Origin of the sequence: Olsenella sp. Marseille-P4559 (genome assembly GCF_900605015.1) — a bacterium.
Taxonomy (GTDB): Bacteria; Actinomycetota; Coriobacteriia; order Coriobacteriales; family Atopobiaceae; genus Tractidigestivibacter.
Genome location: NZ_LR027574.1, coordinates 948,488 through 966,574, shown reverse-complemented (window position 1 = coordinate 966,574; position 18,087 = coordinate 948,488). Strand labels below are relative to the sequence as shown.

The window sequence follows — 18,087 nt, the reverse complement described above, 5'->3', positions numbered from 1 at the left end:
GAGACAAACGAGAGGCAGGCGACATGCCCACGAACAACCAGAACAACGAGAGGCCCCGGCATCGCGCAGCTCACTTCCGCATGCCAGGCTCGGGTCAGATGACGCCTGGTGCTGCCTCCCGCAGCCAGGCGGCGGCAGGCCCTTCGGCGAGCCGGCAGGCCGCCCGCTTGGCCGAGGCGCCGCACGTGAACAGCCCAGCCCCGGGGTCCACGGGCGCTATCGGCGGCACGACGAGCCGCGTCTCTGCGCGCACCGCTGCAGCTACGAGGCGTGCCCGCACCCGCGGTGGCAAGCGCAGGGGGAACGGCCGGCCCAACGGGCCCAAGACCACAGCCGTTATCGTGTCCATCCTTGCCGGCGTGGCAGCCTTCGTCGCCCTCTTCTTCGTTCTGGTGCTGCCCAGGCTCACCGAGAGTTCCACGTCAGGCGGCACGCAGGCGGAGGCAGGCCAGGAGGTCGAGGTCACTATCCCGGATGGCTCGAGCACCTCCTCGATTGCCACGATCCTCCAGAGTGCCGGGGTTATCTCCGACAGTTCGGCCTTCATCCAGGAGGTCCAGCGCCAGAACGTCGAGCAGAAGCTCAAGAGCGGCTCGTACTCGCTTCTTACGGGCTCGTCTGTCACGAACGTGATCAACCAGCTCGTTGCCGGCCCCAACTCGACCGCTTCGGCCCTGCAGGTGCCCGAGGGCTACACGGTGACACAGATTGCCTCGCTTGTGGAGGAGAAATTCGGCATCGCCTCAGACGACTTCATCGCCCAGGCGAAGGCCTCAAACTACGTGGCCGACTACCCCTTCCTCTCTGAGGCGGCAAACGACTCGCTGGAGGGCTTCCTCTTCCCCAAGACCTACGACTTTGCAGGCCAGACCGTTACCGCGGACACCATCATCCGTGCGATGCTCAGCCAGTACCAGGCCGAGGTGGCAAGTCTCGACCTTGATGCAGCCCGCCAGTCACTCGAGTCGCGTTACGGCAGGCCGTTCACCAACTATGACGTGCTCACCGTTGCCTCCATTATCGAGAAGGAGGCCTTGACCGACGATGACCGCGTGCTCATCTCGTCGGTCTTCTACAACCGCATGGCGGCCAACATGCCGCTTCAGAGCGATGCGACGCTTGCTTATACGCTGGGCCGCGAGGTCACTGCGGATGACCTCGCGCAGGACGGCCCCTACAACACCTACACCAACATGGGTCTTACGCCCACGCCCATCTGCAACCCCGGCCTGGACTCGCTCACGGCGGCGGCAAACCCCCAGGACACCAACTATTACTACTTCTTCATCACGAGCTCGGTGCATGCCTTCTCCGAGACCTACGAGCAGCACCAGCAGGTCATCGCCCAGAATTCGGGAGCCTAGGAGCCATGGCCAACGAGATGCTCTCGCCTTTCCGTGCCACGCGCTATGTCGTCTCCGTTGACCGCATCGACATCGATGCCCTGGTGGCGGCCGGCGTTCGCCTGGTGCTTCTCGACCGCGACAACACCTGCATTCCCAGGGACACGCACGTGGTACCACCTGCCATTGGGGCGTGGCTCGACCGGCTTCGGAACTCCGGCATTGCGATGTGCCTGCTCTCGAACAACTTCCACTCGGCCGAGGTTGCCGCCTCCGCGAGTCAGCTGGGCTGTCCCGTCGTCGATCACGCCATGAAGCCCGCGCCCTTCTCGGCATGGGTTGCCATGGCGCGCATGGGCGTGGGGCCCGAGCAGACGATCGTTGTGGGCGACCAGGTCTTCACCGACGTCCTTGCCGGCAACCTCGCAGGCGCACGAACCATTCTCGTGCGGCCTCAGTCGCGTCGCGACCTCTGGTACACGCAGGTCTTTCGCCTGGGGGAGGCACTCGTGCTGCGTGGTGTCAAGTTCGAGGGCGAGAGTGCTGGTGCGCCCGGTCGCAGTGCCGGGTGATAGAATCTAGCGGTCAAGTACGAGCGGGAGCAAGGAAGGGCGAGTTGGGCGAGGGTTACGTCATCCACGAGGGCTGCGACCACATCTTTTTCGTGGGGTTTCTTGGTGCCGGCAAGTCTACCCTCGCACGCAATTTGGGTACGCTTTTCTGCCGACCCTACGTCGACACCGATCAGCTGGTTGAGCGCGCCTTGGGCATGAGCGTGTGTGACGTCTTTGCCTCGCGCGGCGAGAAGGGCTTCCGTGACGAGGAGACCAAGGTCCTCGAGGGCCTGGCGTCGCGCAAGTCGCTTTTGGTGAGCTGTGGCGGGGGAGTGGTCGAGAGGCCCAGGAACTGCGAGCTCATGCACCGCATGGGTGTGGTGGTCTACCTTGACGGAGACCTTTCCGACTCCCTGCGCCAGATGCGTTGTCCCGAAAGACGCCCGGATTTGGGTGATGCCTCACACGCGCGGGCGCTCTTTAGGCATCGCCGCCCGCTCTACCAGCAGACCGCCGACATCACCATTGACATTAGAAGCAGAACCTTCGAGCAGGTGGCCAGCGAATCCGGTCAGCTGCTCTGGGAGAGGGGGCTTTTGTGAGCGAGAATAGCCAGGATGGCCTGACGCTGGATGGCGAGGAGGACGTGGCAGACGCAGCTGACGCGTCTATGGCCGACGCGAAGTCCGCGGCCGACCCTGAGCCTGTGGCCGACGAGCCCGTGCGCATCCGCGTGAAGCGCCAATGGGTCAACCTCCGTGGCAGCTCTCTCGACGCTCGTGTGGGCGATGACCTCGTGGGAACCATGGGCAACGACCTGCGCGCCTATGTGGGAAAGCCACGTGTGGCAGTGCTGGCAACTACGTCGGGGGCTCCCGCTGACGTCATCGAGGCCATCCGCCGCGACCTCGCAGACGTGGGCTTTCATGTGGAGAAGCTCGATCTTCCGTCAGGCCCTGGCGCCTCTTCGACCGAGGCCCTCGAGGCCGTGTACGAAGGGCTTGCGGAGAGTGGCGCGACTGGTGATGATGTCGCCGTTGCCGTAGGCGACGTGCGCGCCCTCTCTACGGCATCGTTTGCGTGTCGGTCGTGGTGTGGTGGCATGACGCTTGCCCAGGTCCCACTCGATCCCGCATGCGCTCTTCTTGCGGGCGTGACTCCGCTGGCGCTCGACCTGCCGGGCGCAGAGCGCATGGTCTCGCAGGACGGCAGTGCCCGCTATGTCTACTGTGACCTCGACGTTGTCGAAGCTGCGCGCACCGATGAAGCCGCTCTTCTCGCCCGTGCGCTCTTTGTCACCAGTGCCATGGCAGACTCCGACAAGGCCTTTGGTCGGCTCTTTGACCGCGCCAACGACATTGCCGCGCTGGACCGCGCCATCATTTGCGAGCAGCTGGTCGATTGCATGAAGAGTCGTGGCAAGGTCATCTCGTCCACATCGGTGGCCGTGCGCCAGTCCATCGACTACGGCATGACCTTCGTGCATGCTCTGCGCCCGCTTGTGGGGGAGGGCGTGCCCACCTCGACCCTGCTGGCCGAGGCCGTGCGCTTCTTGGCGCGCCTCTCGGTCGCGCAGGGTGGGCTTTCGGTCGATGACATGTTCGCGCAGGACGAACTGCTCGATCGCCTGGGCCTGGGCTACGTCGAATGCGAGATGGACGCCACGGCCATGGCAGCTGCGCTCAAGGCCGAGCGTTTCCGTCGTTCAAACAAGTTCATGCTGGAGCTTCCGCGCTCCCTCGGCCGCGTCCGCCTCGCGGCCGTCGAGGACGACCAGCTCGCCGAACACACAGCCGCATGGTGCGCCGCGCGCTGACCCCACCCTGCGCATGGTGCGCCTTGCTCGTCCTACCAGCGCTTTTGTCTGTCCACATAGCAAGAGAGAAGAGAGAATCATGGCAGATGCACAGGCCTGTGCCGCACGCGTCGAGAGGTTTCGCAACCTCATGGCCGAGAGGGGCTATGACGCAGCGATCCTGCGCAACAACCCTGACCTGCGCTGGCTCACCGGTGCCGAGCGCACCTTTGACGACGAGGTCGCTCATACGGCCTTCGTGACCGCCGATGGGCTGTGGCTTCACACGGACTCCCGCTACTTTGGCACCTTCCAGAGTCGCCTTGGTGCGGATGCCCCTTGGAAGCTCGACATGGACATCGTGCCACCCGCGTGCTGGGCTGCTCAGCGCATCCGTGAGAACCGCTCACGCGTTGTTGCTGTCGAGGACACGTGCGACCTCGCATTCTTCGATGCGCTCGGCGAGGAGTGCGCCAGGGCGTCCGTTGCAGTGCTCAACCCGCGTCTTCACGGTGACATCGCTGGCCTGCGTATCGTGAAGGATGCCGAGGAGGTCGAGCTCATGCGCCATGCGCAGTCGATTACCGACGCGGGGTTCGAGCACATCTGCGGCTACATCAAGCCCGGCCTTACCGAGCAGCAGGTGCGAGCCGAGCTCGAGGGCTGGATGCTCTCAAACGGCGCCGACTCGCTCTCCTTTGATTCGATCATCGCCTCCGGTCCCAACGGCGCGAACCCACACGCGCAGCCTGGTGAGCGCATGATTCAGCGCGGCGACATGATTGTGATGGACTTTGGTGCCGGCTACCATGACTACCGCTCTGACATGACACGCACGGTCTGCGTGGGCGAGCCTACCGACCTGCAGCGTCGCGTCTACGAGGCGACTCGTTCGGCTAACGAGGCCTGCGAGGTGGCTATCCACGCGGGAGTTATCGGCCGCGACATCAACGACCTTGCGCACAAGGTCATCAACGAGGCGGGCTTCTCCAAACACTGCTTCGTGCACGGCCTCGGGCATGGCGTGGGGCTTGAGATCCACGAGCAGCCCATGTTTAACGTGAGAAACGACCACGCCATTCCCGCCGGCTCGGTGATCACCGTGGAGCCGGGTACGTACCTGCCCGGACAGTTTGGCGTACGCGTGGAGGACTTCGGCATCGTGACCGAGAACGGCTACGAGGTCTTCACCCAGTCGACGCACGAGCTCGTTTGCATCCCCTGCTAGCGGGGACAACGCGCGCTTTTGCATTGCTCGGGTCTTCTCGCCCCCGGCTTGCGCACCTCGTGCTGACGCCGGGGGCGTTTTTCTGCAGCGTTGGAGGTGCGATAAGTCCCGCTTGGCGTCATTTTGCACCGTAGCGTCATTGCACAGGCTCTGGCTCCACTACGTTGCCTCTCGCCGTTCGCGGCACATGAATCGGCACATGGGGTTACGATGAACGTGCGCCTTTACCTCTGCATTGTCCGAGCCTCTCGCTAGGAGGCGCGGTCTTATCGACCGTTCGCCAACTTGTATGAACAAATATTCTTAGATGGATTTACCATTTCATCTGGCATTTAGTACTCCGTAAGCCGAGACAGTTAATCAAGCACCATTCCCTGACGACGATTTTCTGAGCATCGGAAGGCTCGTTGTGTCCTATAATGTGAAGTCGATGTGAATGAGGCATGAAGGATGGGAGAAAAAGGCATGAACGCCTCTCCACAATTGACGCGTTATCTGTTGACGGTACGAGATATGCGTAAGGAGGAAGAATGGTCAGTATCGTTCTAGCCAGCCACGGCAAGTTCGCTGAGGGAATCATGGAGTCCGGCCAGATGATCTTTGGGCCGCAGAAGGACGTCGCAGCTGTGACCCTCACACCAGACATGGGCCCCGACGACCTCAAGGCGAAGCTGAAGGATGCCGTCGCATCGTTCGATGAGCAGGAGCACGTGCTCTTCTTTGTCGACCTTTGGGGCGCCACGCCGTTCAACCAGGTGAATGGCCTGCTTGCAAGCGAGGGCCACGAGGACTGGGTCATGGTGACGGGCCTTAACCTGCCAATGCTCATCCAGGCCTACGGGGATCGCCTGAGCGAGGACACGGCTGCCGCCATCGCCAAGGATATTTTCACCGAGGCAAAGAACGGCATCCGCATCAAGCCCGAGGAACTCGAGCCCGAGGAGGCTGCCCCCGCGGCCGCCGCGGCACCTGCTGCCGCGCCTACGGGCGCTATTCCGGAAGGGACGGTCATCGGCGACGGGCAGATCAAGATCGTGTTCGCCCGCGTTGATACCCGCCTGCTCCACGGCCAGGTGGCAACCACCTGGACGAAGTCGGCAAACCCCGATCGCATCATCGTCTGCTCCGACGGCGTTGCCAAGGACCAGCTCCGCAAGACCATGATTATCCAGGCGGCGCCTCCTGGAGTCCACGTGCACGTAGTTCCCATCAAGAAGGTCTGCGAGCTCGCAAAGGACCCTCGCTTTGGCAACACCAGGGCCATGCTCCTGTTCGAGACCCCGCAGGACGCCCTTCGTGCCATCGAGGGCGGCGTGCCCATCAAGAAGCTCAACCTTGGCTCCATGGCCCACTCTGTGGGCAAGGTCGTTGTCACCAACGCCCTCGCAATGGATCAGGCCGACGTTGACACCCTCAACAAGATCAAGGCCCAGGGTGTCGAGTTCGACATTCGCAAGGTCCCGGCTGATAAGGCAGAGTCCTACGACGCCATCATCAAGAAGGCCGAGGACAACCTTGCTGCCCAGGCAGACAACAAGTAGGGATAAGGAGGGGTTATGTCACCAATTTCAGTCCTGCTCGTCATCATCGTTGCCTTCTTGGCAGGCATGGAGGGCATCCTCGACGAGTGGCAGTTCCACCAGCCTCTGGTCGCGTGTACGCTCATTGGCCTCGTGACTGGTCACCCTTCGGAGGGAATCCTCCTGGGTGGCTCGCTTCAGATGATTGCCCTTGGCTGGGCTAACATCGGCGCCGCTGTCGCACCTGATGCGGCACTTGCTTCCGTTGCCTCAGCCATTCTCATGGTCATTGCCATCGACGGCGGCTCCGACCCCAACGAGGCCATGACAACCTCCATCGCCGTCGCGGTGCCCCTCTCCGTCGCCGGCCTCTTCCTCACCATGATCTGCCGCACCATCGCAACGGCCATGGTCCACGGCATGGACAGGTGCGCTGAGGACGACAACCTGGCTGGCATCGAGCGTTGGCAGGTCATCGCCATCTGCATGCAGGGCCTTCGCATTGCCATCCCGGCCGCGGCCCTTTGCTTCATCCCTGGCGACGCCGTGACGGCTGCCCTTAACGCTATGCCCGCATGGCTCAGCGGAGGCATGGCCGTTGGCGGCGGCATGGTCTGCTGCGTCGGCTACGCCATGGTCATCAACATGATGGCTACCAAGGAGGTCTGGCCGTTCTTCGCGCTGGGCTTCGTCCTCGCCGCCATCTCCCAGCTCACCCTTATCGCCCTCGGCGCCATTGGCCTCTCGCTTGCGCTCATCTACCTTGGCCTCAAGGAATACGCCAAGCAGAATGGCGGCTCTGGTGCCGTGGGCTCCGGCGATCCGCTGGGCGACATCATCGACAACTACTAGGCAGCAAGGGAGTGTGATTAGCAATGGCAGAAGAGATTCAGGAGAAGGGCATCCACCTTTCAAAGCAGGACCGTCTTGCGGTGTGCAACCGTCACCAGTACCTGCAGGGCTCGTGGAACTACGAGCGCATGCAGAACGGCGGCTGGTGCTACTCCTTGATCCCCGCGATCAAGAAGCTCTATCCCAACAGGGATGACCAGATTGCAGCACTCAAGCGCCACCTTGAGTTCTACAATACCCACCCGTACGTTTCCGCACCCGTCATGGGCGTCACGCTTGCCCTCGAGGAGGGCCGCGCCAACGGCGAGCCCATCGATGACGTCACCATCCAGGGTGTCAAGGTCGGCATGATGGGTCCTCTCGCCGGCGTAGGCGACCCTGTCTTCTGGTACACGGTACGCCCGCTGCTTGGTGCCCTCGGCGCCTCCCTGGCACTGGGTGGTTCGCCTCTCGGCCCCATCCTGTTCTTTGTGCTCTGGAACGTCATCCGTCTTGCCTTCCTGTGGTACACGCAGGAGGCGGGCTACAAGGCCGGCGCCGACATCTCGAAGGACCTCTCCGGTGGCAAGCTTGGCAAGATCACCGAGGGCGCTTCCATCCTTGGCATGTTCGTCATCGGCGCCCTTGTCGAGCGCTGGGTGACCATCAGCTTCAAGCCGGTCGTCTCCACGATCCAGCAGCAGAGTGGTGCCTACATCGACTGGTCGACAATCACCGGTGACGCTGCGGGCATCAAGAACGCGCTCACGCAGTACGCCTCCCTCGGTGCCAACGGCCTTGACCAGATGAAGGTCACCACCCTCCAGCAGAACCTCGACTCCCTGATCCCCGGCCTGGCCGCCGTGGCTCTCACGCTGTTCGTCTGCAAGCTGCTGAAGAAGAACGTCTCACCGATTGCCATCATCCTCGCCCTCTTTGGCGTGGGTATTGTCGGTCGCCTCATCGGGCTGCTCTAGGCCCTCTCTCTCCCGGATTTCCGGGCGTCGCGCTGACGAGAAGGCGCACACCGTGGGCCGCACCCTGCTACGCTGGTGGGGTGCGGCCCTTCATGAGACAAGGGGACTAAGGGGACTGTCCCCTTGTCTCATGAAGGGCCGGGCTGGCGACAAGGCAGGGTGCTGTCCCTGTCTTTGAGGAGGGTGCTTGTAGATGGCGCAGTCCCAGAACACGAAGGTCGACTACACGGACCGGGCGACAAGCCTCGACGGGCTCACCTCTGGTGGCAACGTCATGCTGGGCGATATGGCCTTCGAGTACTACAACGAGAAGAACGTCGAGGACTACATCCAGATTCCCTGGGACGAGGTCGACTACGTTTCCGCCTCGGTGGTGGGGAAGAAGATCCCTCGCTTTGCCATCTTCGTGAAGGACGGCCGGCACTTCACCTTCTCCACCAGCGATAACAAGGCATGCCTGCGTGCCATCCGCGAGCACATACCCGCTGAGCGCCTCCTGCGCTCGCCTTCCTTCTTCGATGTTGTGGGCGCCGGTGCCAAGGGACTCTGGAACAACACCGTCGGCCGTTTGGGGCGCTAGCCCTACTCCGACGCCACGGCCGCCCTGCGCGGCACGTACCTGCGCGTCCCGCAGGACGTCTCGGTGACCGAGGTCAACGTCTCGGGCCTCGACGACGCGCGGACCCACGTCGAGGTGGTCGAGAACGACGAGGTGCGCGACCTGGCGCCGGGCGAGGGCATGGAGGTCGAGAAGACAGACGACGCCGGCTGGAGCGCCACCACCTACACCATCCCCGCGGCCGAGTTCTCGGACGACGCCTACTACCGGGTGCTGCTCACCTCGCGCGACCTCGCCGGCAACCTCTCGCAGAACCTGATGGACGACAAGGACGCCGACCGCGACGCGCTGTCCACCGCCTTCTTGTTACCGCTAATCTGAAAAGCGCCGTTTGGACCAAGTCCCACGCCGATTCCGCCAACGCAGAGGCGCCGGAAGGACCAACGTAGTCTCACTGTTCCCACCAACACACCTACAGTCGTGCCAGTCGGTCGTTAGGGGGCAGAGGTTGGACGGGAACCTGATTGGGGGAGCCGAGCATGTACAGGGAGGACGGCATCAAGCCGAACTTCACGGACCTGGCCGGCCGTTACGGCTTGGACAGGCACACGGTAGCCAAGCGCTGGGACGGGGCGGGGCGCCGCTCGGCATGCACGCCGGCGACGAGCCGCCCGTGCCGGACCACAACTGTTAAAGTCAACCCCGAATCTACCGATTTGGGCGGCAAATCCTCAGAGCAAGTGCAACGACCGGTGACGGCAGGCCTCCCAGGGACACTTCCAATTCAGGCGCTTGCGCGGTCTCCGGTTGAGCGAATCGTATGCCCCTTGCACCGTGTCGTCTGTGACGTCGTCGATGCCCATGCCCTTCGGGAACCAGTCCCTGAGAAGCCGTCGGCGTTCTCGTTGGCCTCCCTCTCCCAGGGATGGTGGGGGTCGCAGAGACAGACAGGGGCGCCCAGCCCCTCCTGCAGCACCCCTGCATCCGAGAACTCCTTGCCTCTGCCGGGCGTGGCCGTATGCACGGCCTCGCTGGCAAGCGCCTTCTCCACGACCTCGTCGACTTCGGCCCTGGCCTTCCTGGCAGCTTTGCCGCCGGCAAGGTATCCGCTCATGCGGCCCACCTGCGTGACCAGGCAGGCGCCTCCCTGCCACGGTATCGCCCTCCCAGTCGCCGATGCGGCTCCCGAGGGAGGCCTGCCCCGGCCGCTCGGAGATGTCGTGGGTGATGCGCGCCTTGCCCCCGCGCTCCCGGCTGCCCTTCCCGTGCCTGCGCTTTCCATGGTGCCCGAGGGGCCTTGAGGCCTTCCTGTATCCTGGAAGCTCGCAGTCGAGGGATCCCGACCACACGGCGCGGTAGATGCTGGCGTCGCTAACGGCAAGGTCCGGCCGCGCCATCGCGATGCGGCCGGATGTCTCCTCCGGAGACCGGTGCCTGTCCCTCATGAGCCGCACACCTCTGCGCGGTCGATGCGCGGCAGCGCCTCCCTGCAGGGCCTTCCCATCCATTGCGACTGATCTCGCGGGATATGGTCGACTTTTGTCCCTGCCGTGCTCCCTCGCTATCCGGCTGACGCCCTCATGGCCCCTCCAGCGGACCATGACGTCCTCGCGCTCCGTGATGCCAGGATGGCTGTAGCCGTCCATGGTGCCTCCAATGATGCATGTCTCCGCAAGCATCATCATGGGTCGCGCCTGGGCGGCTGTCTCGTATTTCCCTGTTGCACTCGGAGCGGGGATTCGCCCTCTAAAAAGATGCCAGCGGACAAGCAGAGCCCGCCTCCAATCGTAAGGTAGCGTGGGCTCATAGGCCTTGCGCGTTCGAGTCTTCATGCGCCCAAGAAGAAGGGGGAGGTATCTACCGATAAAGAGGGGCGTGCCATGCAGGTTATGGACAAGGCACGTACCCAAACCCCTACTATGATGGGGCACGCCCACACAGGGCGAGTCTTAAAAGGTATGGCGTCTTTCTCGGAAGACGACACGTAGAGTGCTTGATGGAGCATATGGACATCAGGCCTGCAGCACCTGGCTCTTCTTCAATCCCAAAGCCCCCAAAGGCACCCAGAGGCCCCATCCTCTGCGAGGGGTGGGCATCAGATTCGCCAACCAGGTGTGGTCTACCGATATCACCTGTCTCCCGCTTGGGTACGGACAGGCCTGTCCATCTGCCGTAACCGACTGGCAAAGTCACTTTGTCGTGGGCTGGCGTTTTCATGATACTTTAGAGGCTCAAGGGTGTGTCCTGTGCATGAAGCGGGCCTTTGACGGACACGGAAAACACCCCCCATCGTGGATGCCGATTGAGGGTCTACCTATACAGCCCAGAGCTTCGTCGAGTGCCTGGCCAAGCGTCACGTGTGCCAATCCATAGATGGGATTCGTCGTTGGGCAGATAGCATGCCCATCGAGCGCTGGTTTGGAAACCTCAAATATGATTGCCTGCATTAGCGTGAGTACGAAAACACGGGAGAGTTCAGATGCGTCGTCTCTGAGCATGTAAATGCCCACAACCACACAGGGCCTTATCATCCTTAGGCTATGCCACACCAGCTGATGCCTGCTTCTCAGGGCTCAATGTCCGGAATGCATCAAAGGAGATGGTAGAGGCCAAGGCAGCATGATAGGCTTGTAGGCTAGGAGCCAAGAAGTACTTGGTCCTCGCCGACAGCAGGTCTCTCTTTGAATCTCAGCCTTGCTGCCCAAAGACTTCTGCCACTTTACAGTAAACTATGCAAACTGACAGGAGCACGAGTGATTGAGGTATGGCGAAGATGTCTTCTTCCAGGCAACAGAAAGTCAACGAGCGTCTGGCGATGCTTGGATTTGAGGTAACGAAAAGCATCTTCTTGGCGCCGAGGCTTTTCCTCCTGCCCTCCTTCTACCAGGATGAGAAGCACCGAAAGTGGGCTTCGATTATGCCTGGCGGGGACCCGGTCATCCATGAGTACGCCGACCTGGTTGATTGCAAGGTTGTTGAGAATGAGGGCGTTAAGCCAGACGTGAGAGGCAGGGCGGGGCTTGCTCTTCGTCTTATAATGAGTCCTGCGGTGCTATCCAGTGCCAATGCCGCCAAGGACGGTGTGTACTGCACGGGTATGAGCGTGCTGGTTACCGCAAGAACGGCTAACGGAGGGCGTTCGACCTTAGGGATACCCTTCATACGGGAGGCAGTCAGGCGTGATTCGAGGATGTACGCGATCGCTCGCCGCGAGGCTCATGCACTGGCCTCGAGCTTTCTGGCAATGGGGGACGCGCGATGAGACCACCGTTGGGCACGTGGCGTTTCGTTGGCGCGGGCTGAGATGAATGGCAAGATACCGCCTCACGACAGGGCGCTCGAGGAAATTGAATATCTCATTGTGAGCAAGCATCTCAGGGTGGGTGACAAGCTGCCCTCCGAGCGTGACATGTGCGAGATGTGGAACGTATCGCGCACTGCATTGCGGAGCGCCATATCGGACCTTTGCGCACAGCATATCCTAGAAAGCAGGCCAGGGTCCGGAACATACATCCTTCCGCCGAGGCCCGTGTCGGTCTTTGAGGGCAACGAGGGGTTTAGCGAGAACGTGCGCTCCGTGGGCATGGTGCCGAGTTCTCGCGTGCTTTCCGCTTCCGTTCGTGTGGCAAGGCAGCACGTCGCAAAGAGGATGTCCCTGAAGGAGGACGACCTCATCTTTGAGCTTAGGAGAATCCGCTACGTCAACGGCCTACCTTGCATGGTGGAGACCAGCAAGGTGAACTATGCGCTCTGCCCAGGAATCGAAAGGTTTGACTTTGCGAACGAATCTCTCTTCGATGTAATGGCGAAGGAGTACTCATGCTATCCAGCCGGGGCAACCGGTAGGTTTTCAATAACTCGCATGGATGATTTTGAGGCAGTTTGTCTAGACTGTGAGGTGGGAGCTGTGGCTTTCTACGAGTCTGGCGTCTCGCGCACGGCCAGTGGGGATGCGTTCGAGTACTACACGTCTGTCATTCGACCAGATCGTTACACGTTTGCCAGCATGTCAGATAACCTTCCACGCGAGGCTGCTGGCAGATGGTTTGGAGGCGCATGCGTGTGATGGGATTTGCGTCCAACTCCGAGCCCAAGTACCTTCAGCTCAGGGAGATTGTGCGCTCAGACATTGAGGACGGGGTATATGCTGAGGGCACTTGCATCCCCTCAGAGAACGAGCTTTCCCACGTGTATGGGGTAACACGCATGACCGTTCGAAATGCCATCGACGCCCTTGTGGTGGAGGGCCTTCTCAAGCGCATCCAAGGAAAGGGCGTCTTTGTCATGGGATGCCACAAGAGTCTTGGAGACGACGCGCGAGGTTTCAGGGCGGAGGTCAGCGACTTGGGACTCGTGCCCACGGTGCGGGTCATCTCAAAGATGCGGAGGCCGACGGGTGACTTATACGCATCGCTTTTTAGGGTGGACCCCGCTGACGAGGTGTATGCAATTAGGCGTGTCAACAGTGTCGACGGACAGCCGGTGTCCATCGAGCGCACTGTTATTCCCATGGAACTTTTCCCAAAGATCGACGAGATAGACATCTCCGTGTATTCGCTCTACGATGCGTATCGTATCTATGGGCACGAAGTCGCATATAGTGCGGAGCGCTTGGACATAGCCTATCTCTCTAATCGCGATGCCCGGCTCCTCGCCGTGGAGCCAAGCTTTCCTGTGATGGTACATGACTGTGTGAGCTACGATGGGGAAGGAAATGCCCTCGAGCATGCGCGCTCATTGAGGCGTGGGGATCTGAGCAGCTTCACGGTGGCGCATTGATGACCGCGTCGGCATGCGCTAGGGCAAGGCCTCATGATTGTCTGTCCCAAGGGCGTGGAAGCGCGGGGTCTAATTTCGGGAGCCATTGTTTCGTGCGACACCATGACCGTGCCAAGCATATCGAATGCGTTCCTTCTTGGGTCTGAACTGTGCCCCGAAATTTGGGTGTCCCAGCAGAGATGTAGCCCGCAAGATGTCCGAGGGACACTCCAAGCTCGAGGCGATACGATGCGTCAAGCGATATATCGCACGCGAGCTTTACTATGACATCATCGCCCAGAATCGCATGCTGAAAACGGCTTGACAATTAGAGGGGCATCACACGTGCCCGGACCCGCAACTTTCCGACGTCCAACCCTGCAACTCAGAGGCTATCAAACACAGCAGTGCGTTGGCCGAATCGCCCTTCGAGACCTTGAGGCGCGAGCTAGCGAACGGGAGACACTACGGGACGAGGGGGGAGGCCAAGCGGGACATATTCAAGTGCGTTGAGCCCTATTACGATACTCTCTGTTAGACCAGCGTTGACCCCAGCGGCCCAAATAGTGTCCGGGGCTTCCCGTACGATTCGTGTCGCCAAACACCAGAATCGACGAGGAGGGCCCCGGATGGACCTGATGATACTGCACCGGCTGGAGGACCTGAGCCTCGAGGAGAAGCGCGAGGTCGCCGAGAGGCTCAGGGCGCTGATAGCCGAGGACGTCGCCGACAGGGCGTCCGCCGGCGACCCCGGGCGCTGCCCGAGGTGCGGCTCGGCCGACCTCGCGAGGAAGGGCCACGGGAGGGACGGGTCGCAGAGGTGGCGCTGCGGCTCCTGCGGCAGGACGTTCTCCGCCAGGACGGGCTCGGTGCTCGCGGCCTCGAAGCTCCCCGCTGCCACCTGGGCGGACTACGTCGAGGGCACGCTCGCCGGCGAGTCCCTGCGCGCGCTGGCGCGGCGCTGCGGCGTGTGCCCCGGGACCTCCTGGTTCATGAGGATGCGCCTCCTCGAGGTGATGGGCGCGGCGCTGCAGCCGTTCAGGTGCGGCCCCACGGTGTCGTGCCAGGTGGACGGCACGTACGTGAACGAGTCGCTCTCCGGCAGCAGGGCGAGGTCCGCGAGGGGGATGCCCAGGAGGGCGCACAGGAACGGGCAGGGCGTGCGCAGGCGCGGCGTCTCGCGCGACAAGGTCTGCGTGGTCTGCGCCGCCAACGACGTGGGCGACGGGTTCGCGGCGGTGTGCGGGCGCGGCAGGCCCACCGACGCCGGGCTCCGCGGCTCGCTCGCGGGGATTGTCGACGGCTCCTGGGTCTCCACCGACGACCACACCTCCTACGCCCGCGTCCTCCCGCGCCTCGGCGTCGCGGAGCACGTCCCCACCGCCAGCGGGGCGGCGGGGAACGGCGAGCTCGGCCTCGTGAACGCCATGCACCAGTGGCTCAAGATCTTCCTCGAGCCATTCCACGGCGTGTCGACCAGGTGGCTGCAGCGCTACCTGGACTTCTTCTGCTGGCTCGAGCAGGCCAGGCGCTCCGACGCGGACGGGAGGGACACGCTCTCCGGGCAGGTGGCCTGCGGCAGCTACTCCCACACGAGGCGCGACCTGATCGAGATGCCCCAGCCGCTCTGGGACCGCTGGGAGGCCGAGGGCTAGGTCAACGCTGGTCTAACAGAGAGTTACGATACCAGGGGGATGCATTCCGCGCCGGGATGCAGGTCTCCGGCTAGGTTCGAGCGCGAAAGCGCGTGAGGGTGCCCAGGAAATGGTCCGATTTGGTTTGACCACTCCAATGTCTCCTATCTCCCGTGTCCAAGAAATGGGAGGCAGTTCAGTCTGACGGGTGCAGTTTTCCTGAGACATAGGCGACTGCGCTCTTAGCAGCGGTAACTCATGGCCCCACGCACGCCCCAAGGGTCTGCATGGTGCGGAATCATCTTCACGCTCCATGGTTGGGTCGTACGTCAGTCGGTATCTATCACAGGAAATTCCACTTGACGGTAATTTAATACCGCTTATCCAGTTTTGTGCTCCGTTGGTCAAACCGATCTCAAATAACTGTATCTTGTATTCAATCTGGTATTAAAACCAGCTGTAGTTATCTATGTCCATAGAGCCATCGAGACAGAAGGGGAAACGCATGACGGAGAGAGAAAAAATCGAGATTATGCACTTCGATCAGGACGGCTACCTGGAGGACGGCGCAGCCGCCGTGAAAGCCGGTCAGAGGATGAGGTCCTTCGCCGACAAGGTGGCTGACGAGGGGTACGATGCAATCTTCCTGATGGGTGTCGGCGGCACGTGGGACGAGTTCATGCAGCTCGAGTACCTGATGAACAAGTTTGGCGACAAAGACCTTGAGGTCTATCTGATACATGCCGCTGAGTTCAATGTCGTGGGTCACAAGCGCATGAGCAGCCAATCAGTCGTTCTCACGGCCTCGGACTCCGGTACGACGCCTGAGGTCCTCACCGCCCTCAAAAAACTCAAGTCGATAGGGGTAAGGGTCATCGCAATGACGAAGCCTGAGAGCCCTATCGGACAGGCCGTGGGCGCCGAAAACTGCGTCTCTCTGGCGACGAGCCACGGCTCTGGCGGCTGCGAGTTTAACTATTACCTCGCCGATTGCTTCGGGCTGCGCATCCTCAACCGTCGTGGCTGCTTTCCCAAGTACGATGAGTTCATCGAGCAGACCGCCCGCATCTGGCCTGACCTGATTGATGTCCGTAAGAAGTTCGAGCCTGCTGCAGAGAGGCTGGCTCAAAAGTACGGTCTTTCGCCTTACACGATGTTCATCGGCTCCGGTGCGCTGTGGGGCGAGACGATTCTCTTTGCCATGTGTATTCTTGAGGAGATGCAGTGGAAGCGCACCCGCTACATAACTTCCGCCGACTTCTTTCATGGGACCCTCGAGCTCGTCGAGAAGGGCGTACCGGTCTTCCTTTTTAAGGGTGAGGACGAGTTCCGCGCCCTTGACAATCGCGTGGAGGCCTTTCTTAGGTGCGGGGTCACCGGTGACGAAGACATCGTGGTCATTGATACGGCTGAGTACGCCATTCCAGGCCTTGATCCCGAGTTCCGCGCAATCGTCTCTCCTTGGATTCTCAGCGTAATCGTTACAGACCGCCTCACTGCTTACTACGAGACGGTTACGAGGCACAACCTCAAGTACCGTCGCTACTATCACCAGTTCGAGTATTAGCTGTTCAGAATGCGTTGCGCAGGCTTTGATGGGAGGTATGGTGGCCGATTCGAGTTTCGCCCCTGCGGCAATGAACTGTAGCCATCGGTACTACCCGCTGGAGGAGTTCTTCTCGAGCGCAAGAGCCAATGGCTACGAAGCCGTGGAGCTCTGGCTTGGCCCGATGCATTTCTTTGTCGACCATCGGGGCACCGAGGATCCACAAACCTTGCTCGGCCTTGCTGAGAAGTATGGGCTGCGGATAGTCGGAATCTGCCCCGAGCAAAACAATCCCAAGCCATCGAACGTTGCGGCGCGGGGAAGGGGTGCCCAAGACCGGTCATTTGCCTACTTCAAGAACGTGATCGATCTGGGCGTTACGCTTGGCTGCGTTGAGGTGTCGCTTACGCCCGGCTGGGGCTTTCTTAGCGAGCCACGGGAGGCGGCGCTCGAGCGAAGCGCAATCATGTTGAGGCGGCTGTGTGACTATTCTGATGCGGTTGGCATGCGTCTGGCAGTTGAGGCACTGCAGCCCGAGGAGTCCTGTGTGGCGAACAGCGCGCGTCAGCTTAAAGAGCTAATTGACGCCGTTGATAGGCCTACGCTGGGCGTCAACCTTGATACTGGGGCAATGTGGCGTGCCGGTGAGACCGCGCAGGACTATTTCGACGCTTTTGGGCCTAGAGTCATCCATTGCCACTTCGTGGACGCCGGAATCGTCTCGCACGTGGCGTGGGGGGATGGCTTGCGTGAGATGGCACGCGATCTCAGGTCGCTGGTGCGCAACAAGTACAGCGGATACCTCTCGATGGAGGTACTGGGCGAGAGGTATCTGGCGAGCCCTGCGGCCGCGGACGCGCAGTGCATGCACGCATATAGGCAATGCATGGAGGAAATCGGATTATGAGCAGGCATTACATCATCGCCTCGCATGCCCATTTTGCCCAGGGAATCTACGAGAGCGTGAAGCTGCTTTCCGGAGAGCGTGATGATGTCACGGTCATTAACGCATTCGTGGATGGCAACGATGATGTGGCAAGGGTCGCTGCAGCCACGGTTGATGCTCTACCGACATCCGATGACATCGTCGTTCTCACAGACTTGTTGGGAGGAAGCGTCAACAACGAGTTTACGAAGCTGATGATTACGCGGCCCCATGTCTACCTCGTCACAAACATGAATCTCCCGCTGTTACTCACGCTGTTCCTGTCCGATGACGCAGAGGACACTAAGAAGATGCTTTCAAACCTCGTGGCGAGTGACGACGTGCGCCCCAAGCTGTGTGACGCCAGCGCCATAGGGGAGGATGAGGACTTTTAGTGGGGGCGATACCGATGGAGGT

Annotated in this window: 18 protein-coding genes; 17 read left to right on the top strand and 1 reads right to left on the bottom strand. The window is 61.4% G+C overall.

Features of this window, described 5'->3' with window-relative positions; translation table 11 throughout:
• The first annotated feature begins 23 nt into the window (after window positions 1–23).
• The 10 genes from mltG (at window position 24) to E0E00_RS10545 (ending at window position 9,188) form a co-directional block, all read left to right on the top strand.
• Window positions 24–1,364, top strand: a complete 1,341-nt coding sequence (gene mltG / locus E0E00_RS10590; protein ID WP_165443666.1) for an endolytic transglycosylase MltG — start codon at window positions 24–26, stop codon at window positions 1,362–1,364.
• Window positions 1,365–1,369: 5 nt separating this feature from the next.
• Window positions 1,370–1,915, top strand: a complete 546-nt coding sequence (locus tag E0E00_RS10585) for a YqeG family HAD IIIA-type phosphatase (RefSeq protein WP_242622240.1) — start codon at window positions 1,370–1,372, stop codon at window positions 1,913–1,915.
• Between the two features lie 44 nt (window positions 1,916–1,959).
• Window positions 1,960–2,499: a shikimate kinase gene (locus tag E0E00_RS10580; RefSeq protein WP_130812460.1), complete on the top strand. Its 540-nt coding sequence runs from the start codon at window positions 1,960–1,962 to the stop codon at window positions 2,497–2,499.
• Entirely contained in the window at window positions 2,496–3,713 is a 1,218-nt protein-coding gene (locus E0E00_RS10575) for a 3-dehydroquinate synthase (RefSeq protein WP_130812459.1), read from the top strand. Before E0E00_RS10580 ends, E0E00_RS10575 begins: the two co-directional genes overlap by 4 nt.
• 79 nt (window positions 3,714–3,792) lie before the next feature.
• Entirely contained in the window at window positions 3,793–4,920 is a 1,128-nt protein-coding gene (locus tag E0E00_RS10570; protein ID WP_130812458.1) for a Xaa-Pro peptidase family protein, read from the top strand.
• A gap of 530 nt (window positions 4,921–5,450) precedes the next feature.
• The gene (locus E0E00_RS10565; protein ID WP_130812457.1) at window positions 5,451–6,461 is read left to right on the top strand and encodes a PTS sugar transporter subunit IIB; all 1,011 of its coding nucleotides are present in this window, start codon (window positions 5,451–5,453) and stop codon (window positions 6,459–6,461) included.
• Between the two features lie 15 nt (window positions 6,462–6,476).
• A complete protein-coding gene (locus tag E0E00_RS10560; RefSeq protein ID WP_130812456.1) occupies window positions 6,477–7,292 on the top strand; it encodes a PTS mannose/fructose/sorbose transporter subunit IIC in 816 nt (271 codons plus the stop codon).
• A 23-nt stretch (window positions 7,293–7,315) separates the two neighbouring features.
• A complete protein-coding gene (locus E0E00_RS10555) occupies window positions 7,316–8,248 on the top strand; it encodes a PTS system mannose/fructose/sorbose family transporter subunit IID (protein WP_130812455.1) in 933 nt (310 codons plus the stop codon).
• A gap of 193 nt (window positions 8,249–8,441) precedes the next feature.
• Complete coding sequence (locus tag E0E00_RS10550; RefSeq protein WP_130812454.1) at window positions 8,442–8,828, top strand: DUF956 family protein; 387 nt, start codon at window positions 8,442–8,444, stop codon at window positions 8,826–8,828.
• 63 nt (window positions 8,829–8,891) lie between these two features.
• Entirely contained in the window at window positions 8,892–9,188 is a 297-nt protein-coding gene (locus E0E00_RS10545) for a hypothetical protein (protein ID WP_130812453.1), read from the top strand.
• A 403-nt stretch (window positions 9,189–9,591) separates the two neighbouring features.
• Here the strand turns inward: E0E00_RS10545 and E0E00_RS10540 are convergent, their stop codons facing one another.
• The gene (locus E0E00_RS10540) at window positions 9,592–9,921 is read right to left on the bottom strand and encodes a hypothetical protein (RefSeq protein WP_130812452.1); all 330 of its coding nucleotides are present in this window, start codon (window positions 9,919–9,921) and stop codon (window positions 9,592–9,594) included.
• A 1,650-nt stretch (window positions 9,922–11,571) separates the two neighbouring features.
• On the opposite strand from E0E00_RS10540, the gene E0E00_RS10535 reads away from it, so the two are divergent.
• From E0E00_RS10535 to E0E00_RS10500, 7 genes are all read left to right on the top strand, one after another.
• The gene (locus E0E00_RS10535; RefSeq protein ID WP_130812451.1) at window positions 11,572–12,069 is read left to right on the top strand and encodes a hypothetical protein; all 498 of its coding nucleotides are present in this window, start codon (window positions 11,572–11,574) and stop codon (window positions 12,067–12,069) included.
• 27 nt (window positions 12,070–12,096) lie between these two features.
• Window positions 12,097–12,873, top strand: coding sequence for a GntR family transcriptional regulator (locus E0E00_RS10530; RefSeq protein WP_242622239.1), 777 nt, complete (start codon window positions 12,097–12,099; stop codon window positions 12,871–12,873).
• Window positions 12,864–13,586 carry a GntR family transcriptional regulator gene (locus E0E00_RS10525; RefSeq protein WP_130812450.1) on the top strand — a complete coding sequence of 241 codons (723 nt, stop codon included), beginning with the start codon at window positions 12,864–12,866 and terminating at the stop codon, window positions 13,584–13,586. Before E0E00_RS10530 ends, E0E00_RS10525 begins: the two co-directional genes overlap by 10 nt.
• A gap of 608 nt (window positions 13,587–14,194) precedes the next feature.
• Window positions 14,195–15,220 carry an IS1595 family transposase gene (locus tag E0E00_RS10515; RefSeq protein WP_130812449.1) on the top strand — a complete coding sequence of 342 codons (1,026 nt, stop codon included), beginning with the start codon at window positions 14,195–14,197 and terminating at the stop codon, window positions 15,218–15,220.
• Between the two features lie 484 nt (window positions 15,221–15,704).
• Complete coding sequence (locus E0E00_RS10510) at window positions 15,705–16,766, top strand: SIS domain-containing protein (protein WP_130812448.1); 1,062 nt, start codon at window positions 15,705–15,707, stop codon at window positions 16,764–16,766.
• 37 nt (window positions 16,767–16,803) lie between these two features.
• Window positions 16,804–17,652: a sugar phosphate isomerase/epimerase gene (locus E0E00_RS10505; protein ID WP_130812447.1), complete on the top strand. Its 849-nt coding sequence runs from the start codon at window positions 16,804–16,806 to the stop codon at window positions 17,650–17,652.
• On the top strand, window positions 17,649–18,065 hold the full coding sequence (locus tag E0E00_RS10500) for a PTS sugar transporter subunit IIA (RefSeq protein ID WP_130812446.1): 417 nt from the start codon (window positions 17,649–17,651) through the stop codon (window positions 18,063–18,065). The genes E0E00_RS10505 and E0E00_RS10500 overlap by 4 nt, the downstream gene beginning before the upstream one ends.
• The last annotated feature ends 22 nt before the right edge of the window (window positions 18,066–18,087 follow it).

Bases quoted from the DNA above. Each gene is read 5' to 3' on its own strand.
- mltG (WP_165443666.1), top strand. From the start codon at position 24: ATGCCCACGAACAACCAGAACAACGAGAGGCCCCGGCATCGCGCAGCT.
- E0E00_RS10585 (WP_242622240.1), top strand. From the start codon at position 1,370: ATGGCCAACGAGATGCTCTCGCCTTTCCGTGCCACGCGCTATGTCGTC.
- E0E00_RS10570 (WP_130812458.1), top strand. From the start codon at position 3,793: ATGGCAGATGCACAGGCCTGTGCCGCACGCGTCGAGAGGTTTCGCAAC.
- E0E00_RS10565 (WP_130812457.1), top strand. From the start codon at position 5,451: ATGGTCAGTATCGTTCTAGCCAGCCACGGCAAGTTCGCTGAGGGAATC.
- E0E00_RS10560 (WP_130812456.1), top strand. From the start codon at position 6,477: ATGTCACCAATTTCAGTCCTGCTCGTCATCATCGTTGCCTTCTTGGCA.
- E0E00_RS10555 (WP_130812455.1), top strand. From the start codon at position 7,316: ATGGCAGAAGAGATTCAGGAGAAGGGCATCCACCTTTCAAAGCAGGAC.
- E0E00_RS10550 (WP_130812454.1), top strand. From the start codon at position 8,442: ATGGCGCAGTCCCAGAACACGAAGGTCGACTACACGGACCGGGCGACA.
- E0E00_RS10540 (WP_130812452.1), bottom strand. From the start codon at position 9,921: ATGAGCGGATACCTTGCCGGCGGCAAAGCTGCCAGGAAGGCCAGGGCC.
- E0E00_RS10535 (WP_130812451.1), top strand. From the start codon at position 11,572: ATGGCGAAGATGTCTTCTTCCAGGCAACAGAAAGTCAACGAGCGTCTG.
- E0E00_RS10525 (WP_130812450.1), top strand. From the start codon at position 12,864: ATGCGTGTGATGGGATTTGCGTCCAACTCCGAGCCCAAGTACCTTCAG.
- E0E00_RS10515 (WP_130812449.1), top strand. From the start codon at position 14,195: ATGGACCTGATGATACTGCACCGGCTGGAGGACCTGAGCCTCGAGGAG.
- E0E00_RS10510 (WP_130812448.1), top strand. From the start codon at position 15,705: ATGACGGAGAGAGAAAAAATCGAGATTATGCACTTCGATCAGGACGGC.
- E0E00_RS10505 (WP_130812447.1), top strand. From the start codon at position 16,804: ATGGTGGCCGATTCGAGTTTCGCCCCTGCGGCAATGAACTGTAGCCAT.
- E0E00_RS10500 (WP_130812446.1), top strand. From the start codon at position 17,649: ATGAGCAGGCATTACATCATCGCCTCGCATGCCCATTTTGCCCAGGGA.